This window comes from Candidatus Margulisiibacteriota bacterium (genome assembly GCA_028706105.1).
Taxonomy (GTDB): Bacteria; Margulisbacteria; Riflemargulisbacteria; order GWF2-35-9; family DYQY01; genus DYQY01.
Genome location: JAQWCF010000056.1, coordinates 1 through 12437, shown reverse-complemented (window position 1 = coordinate 12437; position 12437 = coordinate 1). Strand labels below are relative to the sequence as shown.

Genomic DNA, 12437 nt, shown 5'->3' with positions numbered 1-12437 from the left:
TCCATTCCAAGAAAAGTTACTAATAGAAGCATGTTTGGAACTCTTAAAAACTGACTGTGTAGTCGGGCTGGGGGATATGGGTGCTGCTGGAATTACAAGCTCCTTAAGTGAGATGGCCTCAAGAGGTAACCATGGTATAGAAATAGATGTAGATTTAGTTCCTCAAAGAGAATCTGGCATGACTCCTTATGAAATATTGCTTTCGGAAAGTCAAGAAAGAATGGTTGTTATTGTAGAAAAAGGTAAAGAAGAAAAAGCGTTTAAGATAATGAAAAAATGGGACTTACATGGCGTAATAATTGGCAAAGTTACTACTGATGGTATGTTTAGAATTTTGAAAAAAGGCGAGGTTGTCGCTGAAGTTCCAGCCAGATCTTTGGCTGACGATGCTCCTGTTTATGAAAGAAAAGGAAAAGTTCCTGACTATTTAGAAAAAACACTTGCTTTTAAAAACACAGACGTTGCCGATGTTACAGAGGAAAACAGCAATGATGTCTTTAAAAAATTAGTTGCTTCACCAAACATAGCTTCTAAGCGATGGGTTTATGAACAGTATGATCATATGGTGCAGACAAATACTTTTATTAATCCAGGTGAAGCTGATGCAGCTGTTATTAACATTAAAGGTACAAAGAAGAGAATTGCTGTTAAAACAGATGGCAATGGGAGATATTGCTACTTGAATCCATTAGTTGGTGGAAAGATAGCCGTAGCTGAAGCAGCCAGAAATGTTGCTTGTACTGGAGCAAAACCACTTGCGATGACAAACTGTTTAAATTTTGGTAATCCAGAAAAGCAAGACTCTTTTTTTCAATTAGAGATGGCTGTTGAGGGAATGGCTGAAGCTTGCAGAAAATTATCAACACCAGTTATTAGCGGAAACGTTTCGCTTTACAATGAATCTGAAAATAGACGAATTTTTCCAACGCCAGTTGTTGGTATTGTTGGACTATTTGATGAAGATGTTGATCCCATGACTATGTCCTTTAAGAATAGCTCTGATTTGATTTATTTAGTTGGACACAATAAGGACGAAATTGGTGGAACAGAGTATTTAAAGGTCATTCATGATTTAATAGCTGGAGATTGCCCTAGCATGGACCTTGATTACGAAGTTAAAATGCAAGCTATAATTTTAAAAGCAATTAAAGCTAAATTAGTAAATTCAGTTCATGATGTTGCTGACGGAGGGATAGCTGTTGCTTTGCTTGAGTGTATGAAGGGAAATAGTTTTGGTGCTGATGTGGATATTAAGTCTAATGGTTTAAGAAAAGATAGCATCCTATTTGGAGAGACTCAGAGTAGATATATTGTATCTGTTTCTGAAAGCAATAAAGAGTTATTTGAAAAGCTTTTTAACGATGAGTATTCATTCTTAGGAAAAACTAATAAAGATAATTCTTTGAAAATTAAAATAGATGGGAAAACATTTCTAAATGTTCCTGGCAAAGAGCTGCTGCATATTTATAATAACTCCATTGGCGAAATGATGGTCATAGAGTAATGTGTGGTATATTCGGAATATACTCTAATAAATTAAGTGTAGTAGAATCCACCTATTTTGGTTTATTTGCACTTCAACACAGAGGCCAAGAAAGTGCTGGTATATCAATATCCAATGGAGAACAAGTTCATACAATAAAAAAGGTTGGTCTCATTTCACAGGTATTTACAAAAGAAGACCTGGCGAAGTTGCCTGTTGGAGATATGGCTATTGGTCATGTTCGTTATTCAACTTCTGGTTCATGCGTTGCCGAAAAAGCTTATCCTTTTGCTTTTATGTTTAAGGGCACCTATATGTCCTTAGCTAATAATGGCAGTTTGCTTAACATTAAGGAATTAAGCGATTGGTGTATAAACAAAGGGGTTCGGTTTAATGGGATTTCTGATACAGAAATTATTGCCACAATGTTAAGTTTATCAGAAAAAGATACAATAGAAGAAGCTATTGCTGAGGTTGCAAAACAATTAAAGGGTGCATATAGTTTTGTTGTTTTAGCTCCAGATAAAATTGTTGGGGTTAGAGACCCTTTTGGCATTAATCCAATGGCTTTTGGTGAGGTTCTTGGTGGTTATGCAATTGCGAGCGAGGATTGTGCGTTAGGAGTCGTTGGTGCTCAATATATAAGAGAAGTAATGCCTGGAGAGATGGTAATAATTACAAGAACTAGTGTAAAGAGTAGCTTTGTTTTTGAACCACAATCGCGATTAGCAGTATGTGCCTTTGAGTTTTTATATTTGGCACGACCAGACTCCAGTATTAGTGGCAAGAATTTGTATGAAGCTAGAGTTAGAATGGGAAGAAATTTATATAGGGAACATCCAGCAGACGCTGATGCGGTTATAAGCGTTCCTGATTCAGGTACTCCAGCTGCTATTGGTTTTTCAAAGGAAAGTGGAATTTCTTTTGCAGAAGGGCTTATTAAGAATAGATACATAGGTAGAACCTTTATTCAGCCAGATCAGCTTTTGAGAGAAGTTGGAGTTAGATTAAAGTTAAATCCAATTGTTTCTGCCATCAAGAATAAGAGAATTGTGTTAGTTGATGATTCAATTGTTAGAGGCACAACTAGTAAAAAGATTGTTAAATTATTAAGGTCAGTTGGAGCAAAAGAAATTCACATTAGAATAAGCTCTCCAGAAGTTAAATGGCCATGCTTTTATGGTATTGATACAGAATCGCAAGATGAACTCATAGCAGCCAATTACTCGGTAGATGAAATTGGAAGGATGTTGGAGGTTGATTCTATAGGCTATCTTTCTTTGAAAGGTTTAGTGAATGCCATTCACCTTCCGGCTAATCATTTATGTTTAGCTTGTTTTAATGGAGATTATCCTGTAGGTGTGCCAGAGCATATAAAGAAATCTAAAATGGGAACAGGTAAGTCCTCGTAGCTCAGTAGGATAGAGCGTTCGCCTCCTAAGCGAAAGGCCGTGCGTTCGATTCGCGCCGAGGACGCCATTTGTTATTTATAGTTTTAAGCTTTTCCTTGTAGCGTTTAGTAAATCAAGAATGTAGTCTAGTCTATTTTGTGTTTCAGTATACGTGTCAAGGAAATCAACTCTTTCTGCTTTTTCTTCTATATAGGATGGATTTTGTTTTATAAGGTCTAATAGTGAAAACAGTTCAGAGTTCAAAAGATTATAGTGCGCTAGAAAGATTCTTCTTTTTTTATAAATTGCATTTTTTGTTTTCCTTGTTCCTTTATCAATAGTAGCTAAGTATTTTTCTCCAAGCAATTTTTCGAAATTTTCTAATTTAGTTAAACATAATTCAAGTGATGATTCTATATAATTAATTTCTATTTGAAGTATTTGAACTGATACAACTTCATCTTTTTGGTATTCATGTAGAATAGGATCAGTTCTATCGAGAGAGTGCTGTATGTTTCTTAGTGTGTGTGTTAGTGTCTTAAATAATACTCTATATGAGTCATCTATTTTTTTAGATGTAATTTTGTTTAATGCAATTATTTTTTGTTTCATATAAATATATCGGGAGAAGTACACTAAATTCCCATTTAATGTTTTTTTAAAAAGACCTATAATCTATATAATATAAAAAAGTTGAAGGAGTGGTTTAAAGATGGCAAGAGTGTATAATTTTAGTGCAGGTCCAGCAGTGTTACCTCAAGTAGTGTTAGAGAGGGCTCAAAAAGAAATTTTAGATTATAAAGGAACGGGGATGTCTGTAATGGAGATGTCTCATAGAAGTAAAACGTATGATAAAATTATTAAGAAAGCCGAATCAGACCTAAGAACACTTATGAATATTTCTGAAGAGTATGCTGTTCTTTTTATGCATGGAGGGGCAAGCGCTCAGTTTGCTGCTGTTCCTATGAACTTAGCAGTTAATAAAAAAAAGATAGCCATAATTAATACAGGAACATGGTCAGACAAAGCAATTAGTGAAGGTAAAAGATATGTCGAGGTTGATGTCATTGCTTCTTCTAAAGAACAGAACTTTACCTTTATTCCTAACCTTGAAAAACTAACAATTCCTTCTGATGCGGATTATTTACATATTGTTTCTAATAACACGATTTATGGTACAAAATACAATAGTTTACCAAAAACAAATATCCCGATTGTTTCAGATATGTCTTCTTGCATTTTATCTGAAGAAATCAATGTTAATGATTACGCTTGCATCTTTGCCGGTGCTCAAAAAAATATAGGTCCTGCTGGTTTATGTATAGTTATAGTTAAACGGTCTTTGCTTGGTAACGAAATGAGCATTACTCCTAAACTTTATAATTATAAATTAACTGACAAAGAAGAGTCTATGTTCAACACACCGTCAACGTATAGTGTCTATTTAGCAGGTTTGGTTTTTGAAGATTTATTGGAAAAAGGTGGAGTAAAAGCAGCGCAAAAAAGAAATGAACAAAAAGCCAAAATATTATACGATTGCATTGATAATTCTAAGTTATTTACTTCGCCTGTAAACAAAAAAGATAGATCATTAATGAATGTGCCTTTTTTAACTAGCAGTGAAGATTTAGATGCTAAATTTGTTGCAGAAGCTTCTATTTTTGGCTTAGTGAACTTAAAAGGACACAGAAGTGTAGGCGGGATGAGAGCAAGCATATACAACGCAATGACAATTGAAGGAGTCCAGGCATTAGTGGACTTTATGGAGAAGTTTGAAAAAAATAATAAATAGGAGGCAAGCATGAAAGACACTATTGCTGTATTAACTAGTGGGGGCGACGGTCCCGGCATGAATGCTGCGGTTAGGGCAGTTGTAAGAACATCTGTTGCTTTAGGCTATGATGTGGTTGGAGTAAAAAAAGGATTTGAGGGACTCATTAATGGTTTGTTTGAGGAATTGGATATTCGTTCTGTTGGAAATACACTTAATCGTGGAGGAACATTTATTCAGACAGCTAGAAGTCCTCGTTTTAAAACAGAAGAAGGAAGAAAACTGGCTTATGCAAACATGGCATCAAGAGGGATTAAAAAACTAATCGTTATAGGTGGCGATGGCTCTTTTAGAGGCCTTAATGATGTCCTTGTTGAAACTGGCATACAAGGAATTGGTGTACCTGGAACAATAGATAACGACGTGTATGGAACAGAGTATACAATAGGGTATGACACTGCATTAAACACCGCCATGGAATGTATAGACAAAATTAGAGACACAGCAACTTCTCATGACAGGCTTTTTGTAATTGAAGTCATGGGAAGAAATTCTGGATATTTAGCAATGTATACAGGCATCTCTTGTGGTGCGGAGGGAGTGTTTATTCCTGAAAATAAAGACGAGTACCCTTTAATCCTTGAACGACTCAAAGAAGGAAGAGAAAAAGGCAAGAAAAGCTTTATTATAATAGTAGCAGAAGGTGACGAACTTGGTGGAGGTTTCGCTATCAAAGAAATGCTCCAAAAAGATTTAGGAGACAGTTGGAATATACGCGTGTCCATTTTGGGTCATTTGCAGAGAGGTGGTTCACCAAGCGCTTTGGACAGAATAGTTGCAAGCAGACTAGGCTATGAAGCTGTACTAGCTTTAGATAAAGGAATGTCTGGCGTTATTGTAGGGTATACCTCTATGAACGATTGTGTTAATTATGTTCCCTTAAAAGATACTTGGGAAAAGAAGAAGACAATATCCGAAAGAACAACAGATATGTTTGATAAATTGAGCTTGTAGTCATGAAATTAGTTCTTGTAAGACATGGTGAAAGTATTTGGAATCTTGAAAATCGTTTTACAGGATGGACTGATGTTGCGTTGTCTGACAGAGGAGTCCAAGAAGCTAAAGAAGCAGGAAAAAAACTTTTAGAGAATGGGTACTCTTTTGATTTAGCGTATACTTCTGTGCTTAAAAGAGCCAAAGATACTTTATCTATCATTTTAAAGGAGTTAAATCTTCAAGACATAGAAATTATTAATAGTTATAAATTAAACGAAAGACATTATGGTGCGTTACAAGGATTAAACAAAAAAGAAACTGCAGAAAAATACGGAGATGAACAAGTGCAAAAATGGAGACGAAGCATGTTGGAATTGCCTCCTCTTGTAGCACTAGATGATTCGCGGTATCCTGGTAAAGATGATTTGTATACAGGTATTCCCATTACTAGTTTACCCTTTGGTGAAAACCTAGAAATGACTATAAATAGAGTTGTCCCTTTTTATAAAAATGTCATATGTCCACAATTTGCTAAAGGGAGAAAAATAATTATTTCAGCTCACGGTAACAGTCTTAGAGCGCTTGTTATGGTGTTAGATGAAATGACTGACGACGAAGTTATGAACTTAAATATTCCGACGGGAGCTCCTATGGTATATGAGCTTGATGCTTGCTTGAAGCCCAGAGATAAGTATTACTTGTAATGCGTATACACACTTGGAATGTCAATGGAATAAGGGCGGTAATTAATAAAGGATTTCTTGATTACATAGACAGTTTTTCTCCTGATATACTTTGTATACAAGAAACAAAAGCTTATGAAGAACAAGTTGATATTGATTTTTCTAATTTAGGATACCCTTATGTATACTGGAATAGTGCTGAAAAAAAAGGATACTCTGGTACATGCATTGCTTCCAAAATAGAGCCCTTTGAAGTTAAATATGGTATAGGTATACAAAAACATGATAATGAGGGCAGGGTAGTGACCTTGGATTTGCCTGAATTTTACTTGGTAAACGTGTATACGCCAAATTCTAAAAGAGAACTTCTAAGATTGGATTATCGTTACAATGAATGGGATCAAGACTTTTTGTGCTTTGTAGTTGGTTTAAATAAAATTAAACCAGTTATTGTGTGTGGAGACTTGAATGTTGCTCCGGAAGAGATTGATTTAACTAATCCAAAGACCAATAGAATGAGTGCTGGCTTTACAGATAAAGAAAGAGAAGGTTTTCGTAACTATATCAGTAATGGTTTTTTTGACGCATTTAGAAGTTTACATCCTGAAGCAAAAGAGTATACGTGGTGGAGTTATATGACAAATGCTAGAGCTAGGAATATTGGTTGGCGTATTGATCATTTTTTGGTTAGTGAGAAAATTAAAGATAGTGTTGTTGATGTTTGTATACACAATCAGGTCTATGGTTCTGACCATTGTCCTGTAGAATTAATCCTTAGATAAATGGCTGATTTGTTTACTTCTGCGATAGATACTGATTCCAGAAAACCATTAGCGTATAGAATGTCCCCAAAGACCTTTGATGATTTTGTTGGACAAGAACAAATCGTAGGCGAAGGTAAACTTTTAAGAAAACTAATTGATGCTGACAGAATAGGCTCCTTAATCTTTTTTGGTCCACCAGGCACAGGAAAAACAAGCTTGGCTAGAATAATTGCTAATAGAACAGAGTCAAAATTTGTTGACTTAAACGCAGTTGAAAGCAAGGTTTCAGATGTGCGACTTGTGATAGAAGAGGCTAAAAAAGATTTCTCTTATTATAGAAAGAAAACAATTCTTTTTGTGGATGAAATACATAGATTTAACAAGAGTCAGCAAGATGTTTTGTTAAAGGATCTGGAAAGTGGAATTATTCAATTTATTGGTGCAACCACTGCCAATCCTTTGTATAGTCTCAACTCTGCATTAGTTTCCAGAAGTAAGCTTTTTGAATTTAAGCCATTAACATATTTGGACATTAAGAAAGCAGTAGAGCTTGCAATTAAAAATGATTTAATTTTAAAAACTTGGGAAATAGAGATTGATAAAGATGTTTTGAAGAAATTTATTTTTAGTTTTGATGGTGACTTAAGACAAGTCTTGAATAATTTAGAATTAATGGTTTTAGCTAAAAAGGCCAATTTTAAATCAAAGATAATACTTGCTGACGAAGATATTGACCAAGTAATAATGCATAAGATTGTCCATTATGATGAAAATGAACATTATGATCTTATTTCCGCATTTATTAAGTCAATGCGTGCTAGTAAAGAAGATGAAGCTGTTTATTATCTTGCGAGGATGCTCTTGTCTGGTGAGGACCCAAGGTTTATTGCTAGAAGAATGTTGATTTTTGCTTCGGAAGATGTTGGGTTGGCAGACCCAGTTGCTTTAACTGTTGCTACTGAAGTATACAAAGCAACTGAAGTGCTAGGGATGCCGGAAGTAGAGATAAATTTGTCCCATGCTTGTTGCTATTTAAGTAGGGCGCCTAAAAATAGAGATGCGTATACTAAAATTAAAGAAGCTATTCAACGAGTCAAAGATAAACCTAACGACTCAGTTCCAAGTCACTTAAGAAATTGGAAAATATAACTAACCTTTTTCATTTAATAAATGAGTAGTCATTCTATTCTCTATATTTTTTTAATTTAGAGCTTTTCCTGTTTAATTAAAAGAGACACTCCGGTCATTTCTTTTGGCTTTTTGATGTTTAATAAGTCTAGCAATGTAGGCGCAATGTCCGCTAATTTGCCTTCTTTTTTTAACTCAACTTTTTCACTAGAAATAACAACCATCGGAACTTGATTCATGGAATGTGCTGTCATAGGAGAACCATCTTTTTCTGTCATATGGTCTGCATTACCGTGATCGGCAGTTATTATGGCAAGTCCATTTTTTTGTTTAATTGCATCAATGACTTTGCCAATGCAGGCATCAACTGTTTCAACTGCTTTGATAGTAGCTGGAATTACTCCCGTGTGTCCAACCATGTCCATGTTTGCATAGTTCAAAATTATGACATCGTATTTGTCGCTCTTAATAGCTTCCAGCAATTTGTCGGTAACTTCCAGTGCTGACATTTCGGGCTTTCTATCATAGTATCCGTCAACTTCTTTTGGAGAAGGAATTAATATTCTATCTTCTCCTGAAAAAACTTTTTCTGATCCACCGTTAAAGAAAAAAGTTACATGTGCATATTTTTCTGTTTCTGCAATTCTTAATTGTGTTAAGTTTTGATTAGAAAGAAATTCTCCTAGTGTGTTTTCAAAAGTATCTGGTGGATAGGCAACGTTTTCATTTAAGCCTGCTTGATATTGGGTAAAGCTTGTAAAAAATATCTTCGGAGTTTTTATGTTAGCAAAAATATTTTTTGGATCGTCATTTACTTTATTCAATAATGCTTTGGTGATTTGTCTGGCTCTGTCTGGTCTGAAGTTAAAGAAAATTAATGAATCATCTTTTTCTACTTTTATAATACTACCACTTGAATCAGTGATATTAGTTGGTGTAATAAACTCGTCTGTTTGATCTTCTGCATATTTTTCTTTTAATAGGTCAATTGCGTTTGCGTGCTTTTCCCCTTCACCTTTAACTAAGGCATTGTAGGCGATTACGTTTCTGTCGTAGTTATTGTCTCTATCCATAGCATAATATCTACCCATTACTGTAATAACCTTACCTACGCCGAGTTCCTTCATCTTATTTTCGAGTTTTTCCATATAATTAATACCTGCGGTAGGGGAAGTGTCTCTTCCGTCCATTAGCGCATGCACGTATACTTTGGTCATATTCATTTTTTTTGCTTTTTGGAGTAGGGCGAAAAGGTGAGAAATATCGCTGTGTACACCACCATCTGAAAGCAGACCCATGAAATGGATTGCAGTGTTGTTTGTTTTTGCATTTTGAAAGGCATCGTCAATAGCTTTGTTTCTAAAAAAATCACCGTTTTTTATTTCCACGTTTATTTTTGCTAAGGCTTGGTAGACAACTCTTCCTGCTCCAATATTTTGATGTCCGACTTCTGAGTTTCCCATAACGCCTTCAGGTAATCCAACCTCAAGGCCATTGGTGTTTAAAGATGCTGAAGGATAGTTTTTTAAAAAACCTGTTAAATTTGGAGTGTTGGCTAAATAAATAGCATTGCTCTCATCTTTTTTCCCAATTCCCCAACCATCTAAAATTGCTATAAGTGCTGGACGATATTTTGTCATTTTGGCTCCCTTGTATTTTGCATTTTATCTCTTTGGTAATTGTAGATTATCTCCAAGGGTCTGAAAAGCTGAAATTTGCCTCTTCAAATTGTGGATAAGCATAAATTCTGTTGATAAGTTTCTGTCATTCAATAACCATGGCACCTATGGCCCCGAAAACATAAAAATGATACTTTACATAATATATATTATGCGACGTAGAAATATTGGTAATTTATCTAGATTTATGTTTGCTTGGATATTAGGCTGTCTCTTCTCTTGCAAAATATGGATAGAATAATCATAATAGTTTGCAGACACATCCTATTAGGAGCTCATTAATGGAATTAAAAGCTAAGAAGAAAATCTTAATTTACGGCGATATTATGCTAGATAAATATTTTACTGGTAAAGTTAGTAGAATTTCTCCTGAGGCCCCTGTTCCAGTTGTTAACGTGGATAATGAGCATATGACGCTTGGTGGTTCAGCGAATGTAGCTAATAACATCGCTAAGCTTGGCAATACGCCTGTTTTGCTTGGTTTTATAGGTAAGGATAAGAATGCTGCTGATTTATCAAATTTAAGCAATAAGGAAGGCGTTCAGCTTGAGGCCTTAGTTATGGACAACCCTACTGTAACAAAAATTAGAGTTATTGGTGGACATCAGCAGATAGCTCGTTTAGATTTTGAAAATCCTTTGGAAATTGATAGTAAATTAATTGGGTTGTTAGAAAAAAAATTGAATAATTTAATTCAGAATGATGTTTCTGTTTTTGTAATTTCTGATTATTTAAAAGGATCCTGTACAGCAGAAACGTGTCAGATGATTATTGATAAGTGCAGTAAGCTTAATATTCCCGTTATGGTTGATCCTAAAGGAAGTGATTGGAATAAATATAATGGCGCCTATATGGTTACTCCTAATTTAAAGGAGTTAGCACAGGTTTCTAATGCAGAAATATTGAATACTGATGAAGAAATTAAAAAATATGCTCTACCCTTGCTTAATAAGTTTAATATTAAGTATTTGTTAGTTACTCGTTCTGAAAAAGGAATGATTTTAATTTCCCGAGATGAAACAATTAACTTTGCTACAGTTGCCAGGGAAGTTTTTGATGTTTCTGGTGCAGGCGATACTGTTATCGCTACTGTTTCTTTGGGAGTTGCTTTAGGCATGGGTATTAAAGATGCTGTAAAAATGGCAAATATCGCTGCTGGTATTGTTGTAAGTAAGTTTGGTACAACTCCTATCTATAAAGATGAATTATTAACTGCCATGAATGAAGTTTCCTCTAAAGTTATTAATAGGAAAAATTTATTGAGAATTGTTGAACAAGAAAAGCAAAAATCTAAAAAGATTGTTTTTACAAATGGTTGTTTTGATATTTTACACAAAGGCCACCTATCATATTTGCGTGATGCTAGTAAATTAGGTGATGTTTTTGTTTTGGGACTTAATAGTGATGATTCTGTAAAACGACTAAAGGGTGACGATAGGCCTATCAACAATCAACAAGATCGTGCGGATGTGCTTTCTTTTCTGAATTTTGTTGATTACATTACTATTTTTGATGAAGATACCCCACTCGAGCTGATAAAAGCTATAACTCCCGATGTGTTAGTTAAAGGTGGCGATTACAAGGCTGAAGATGTGGTGGGCAAGGATTTTTCTGGTAACGTGGAAATTATTCCTTTTATTGAAGGCTACTCTACTACAAAAATCATTGATAAATTGAAATAGTTTTCACTGCTCTATCAATTTTAACAATTTCAAATAATGCGTAGCCAAACAAGGTAATTGATTTTCTTTAAGTACATTTTATGGAATTGATAGTTTATTAATGGCAGCCCCTAGGAGAATTGAACTCCTGCTTACAGGATGAAAACCTGGTGTCCTAACCACTAGACGAAGGGGCCACTTTATTTAGTTTGGTGGGCGGTGACAGGATCGAACTGCCGACCCTCTGGGTGTAAACCAGATGCTCTACCATCTGAGCTAACCGCCCTTTTCAAATTACAATACCTTGTGAAAGGCTTAGAAAATATACCATGCTAAAAAATCACTGTCAACGGTGTATAATTAGAGAACTTATATGGAAAAAATATGCTACATGGATAAAGCTTATGAACAAGCCCTGCTCTGCTTGGAGCATGAAGACGTGCCTGTCGGTGCAATAATTGTTAAAGATGAAAAGATTGTTGCAGTAGGCAGAAACAAACGTGTGCTGGAAAATAACGCGCTATTACACGCAGAAGTTGACGCTATTCAGAATGCTTGCAAGCTTTCTAATAACTGGAGGCTTGATGGCGCAACGCTTTATGTGACGCTTGAGCCCTGCCTGATGTGTGTTGGTGCTATTATTCAAGCTAGAATTAGTAAAGTTGTTTTTGGAGCTATTGATGCTAAGGCTGGCTGCGTTGTTAGTAAATACAAAATATTTGATGAGGACAAGTTAATTCATAAAGTTCAATATGATTATAATGAAGACGAAAGATGCTCTAAAATTTTAACTGATTTTTTTGAAAAGAAAAGAAAGAAAGCTTAACCTTTATCCGAAAATTTCTTTTTCTATAATTTCACAAAGGATATGAATAATTAAA

At 35.0% G+C, this 12437-nt stretch carries 11 protein-coding genes and 3 tRNA genes; 10 read left to right on the top strand and 4 right to left on the bottom strand.

Going from position 1 to position 12437, the window contains the following annotated elements:
• The 3 genes from purL to PHF25_06570 all read left to right on the top strand — a co-directional run.
• On the top strand, window positions 1–1504 hold a 1504-nt coding region (gene purL, locus PHF25_06580; GenBank protein ID MDD4527681.1), incomplete at its 5' end, for a phosphoribosylformylglycinamidine synthase subunit PurL.
• The gene (purF, locus tag PHF25_06575) at window positions 1504–2895 is read left to right on the top strand and encodes an amidophosphoribosyltransferase (protein ID MDD4527680.1); all 1392 of its coding nucleotides are present in this window, start codon (window positions 1504–1506) and stop codon (window positions 2893–2895) included. The genes purL and purF, both read left to right, overlap by 1 nt.
• Window positions 2886–2962: transfer RNA gene (locus tag PHF25_06570), tRNA-Arg, on the top strand. The genes purF and PHF25_06570 overlap by 10 nt, the downstream gene beginning before the upstream one ends.
• An 8-nt stretch (window positions 2963–2970) precedes the next feature.
• Here PHF25_06570 and PHF25_06565 read toward each other — a convergent pair.
• Complete coding sequence (locus PHF25_06565; protein MDD4527679.1) at window positions 2971–3486, bottom strand: hypothetical protein; 516 nt, start codon at window positions 3484–3486, stop codon at window positions 2971–2973.
• Between the two features lie 100 nt (window positions 3487–3586).
• On the opposite strand from PHF25_06565, the gene serC reads away from it, so the two are divergent.
• From serC to PHF25_06540, 5 genes are read left to right on the top strand one after another with little or no spacing between them, the layout of a single operon-like run.
• A complete protein-coding gene (gene serC / locus PHF25_06560; protein MDD4527678.1) occupies window positions 3587–4666 on the top strand; it encodes a 3-phosphoserine/phosphohydroxythreonine transaminase in 1080 nt (359 codons plus the stop codon).
• A 9-nt stretch (window positions 4667–4675) separates the two neighbouring features.
• Window positions 4676–5659, top strand: a complete 984-nt coding sequence (gene pfkA / locus PHF25_06555) for a 6-phosphofructokinase (protein ID MDD4527677.1) — start codon at window positions 4676–4678, stop codon at window positions 5657–5659.
• A gap of 2 nt (window positions 5660–5661) precedes the next feature.
• Window positions 5662–6345, top strand: a complete 684-nt coding sequence (gpmA, locus tag PHF25_06550) for a 2,3-diphosphoglycerate-dependent phosphoglycerate mutase (GenBank protein ID MDD4527676.1) — start codon at window positions 5662–5664, stop codon at window positions 6343–6345.
• On the top strand, window positions 6345–7106 hold the full coding sequence (locus tag PHF25_06545; GenBank protein ID MDD4527675.1) for an exodeoxyribonuclease III: 762 nt from the start codon (window positions 6345–6347) through the stop codon (window positions 7104–7106). The genes gpmA and PHF25_06545 overlap by 1 nt, the downstream gene beginning before the upstream one ends.
• Entirely contained in the window at window positions 7107–8237 is a 1131-nt protein-coding gene (locus PHF25_06540) for a replication-associated recombination protein A (protein MDD4527674.1), read from the top strand.
• Between the two features lie 56 nt (window positions 8238–8293).
• Here the strand turns inward: PHF25_06540 and gpmI are convergent, their stop codons facing one another.
• Window positions 8294–9856, bottom strand: a complete 1563-nt coding sequence (gpmI, locus tag PHF25_06535; protein MDD4527673.1) for a 2,3-bisphosphoglycerate-independent phosphoglycerate mutase — start codon at window positions 9854–9856, stop codon at window positions 8294–8296.
• Window positions 9857–10176: 320 nt separating this feature from the next.
• Between gpmI and rfaE1 the strand changes: the two genes are divergently transcribed.
• Window positions 10177–11577, top strand: coding sequence for a D-glycero-beta-D-manno-heptose-7-phosphate kinase (rfaE1, locus tag PHF25_06530; GenBank protein ID MDD4527672.1), 1401 nt, complete (start codon window positions 10177–10179; stop codon window positions 11575–11577).
• Window positions 11578–11678: 101 nt separating this feature from the next.
• On the opposite strand, the gene PHF25_06525 is transcribed toward rfaE1, so the two are convergent.
• Both PHF25_06525 and PHF25_06520 read right to left on the bottom strand, forming a co-directional pair.
• Window positions 11679–11753: transfer RNA gene (locus PHF25_06525), tRNA-Glu, on the bottom strand.
• A gap of 13 nt (window positions 11754–11766) precedes the next feature.
• Window positions 11767–11842, bottom strand: a tRNA-Val gene (locus tag PHF25_06520).
• Between the two features lie 87 nt (window positions 11843–11929).
• Between PHF25_06520 and PHF25_06515 the strand changes: the two genes are divergently transcribed.
• The gene (locus PHF25_06515) at window positions 11930–12382 is read left to right on the top strand and encodes a nucleoside deaminase (protein MDD4527671.1); all 453 of its coding nucleotides are present in this window, start codon (window positions 11930–11932) and stop codon (window positions 12380–12382) included.
• The last annotated feature ends 55 nt before the right edge of the window (window positions 12383–12437 follow it).

Excerpts from the sequence above, each read along its gene's own strand:
- purF (MDD4527680.1), top strand. The coding sequence starts at position 1,504 with ATGTGTGGTATATTCGGAATATACTCTAATAAATTAAGTGTAGTAGAA.
- PHF25_06565 (MDD4527679.1), bottom strand. The coding sequence starts at position 3,486 with ATGAAACAAAAAATAATTGCATTAAACAAAATTACATCTAAAAAAATA.
- serC (MDD4527678.1), top strand. The coding sequence starts at position 3,587 with ATGGCAAGAGTGTATAATTTTAGTGCAGGTCCAGCAGTGTTACCTCAA.
- pfkA (MDD4527677.1), top strand. The coding sequence starts at position 4,676 with ATGAAAGACACTATTGCTGTATTAACTAGTGGGGGCGACGGTCCCGGC.
- gpmA (MDD4527676.1), top strand. The coding sequence starts at position 5,662 with ATGAAATTAGTTCTTGTAAGACATGGTGAAAGTATTTGGAATCTTGAA.
- PHF25_06545 (MDD4527675.1), top strand. The coding sequence starts at position 6,345 with ATGCGTATACACACTTGGAATGTCAATGGAATAAGGGCGGTAATTAAT.
- PHF25_06540 (MDD4527674.1), top strand. The coding sequence starts at position 7,107 with ATGGCTGATTTGTTTACTTCTGCGATAGATACTGATTCCAGAAAACCA.
- gpmI (MDD4527673.1), bottom strand. The coding sequence starts at position 9,856 with ATGACAAAATATCGTCCAGCACTTATAGCAATTTTAGATGGTTGGGGA.
- rfaE1 (MDD4527672.1), top strand. The coding sequence starts at position 10,177 with ATGGAATTAAAAGCTAAGAAGAAAATCTTAATTTACGGCGATATTATG.
- PHF25_06515 (MDD4527671.1), top strand. The coding sequence starts at position 11,930 with ATGGAAAAAATATGCTACATGGATAAAGCTTATGAACAAGCCCTGCTC.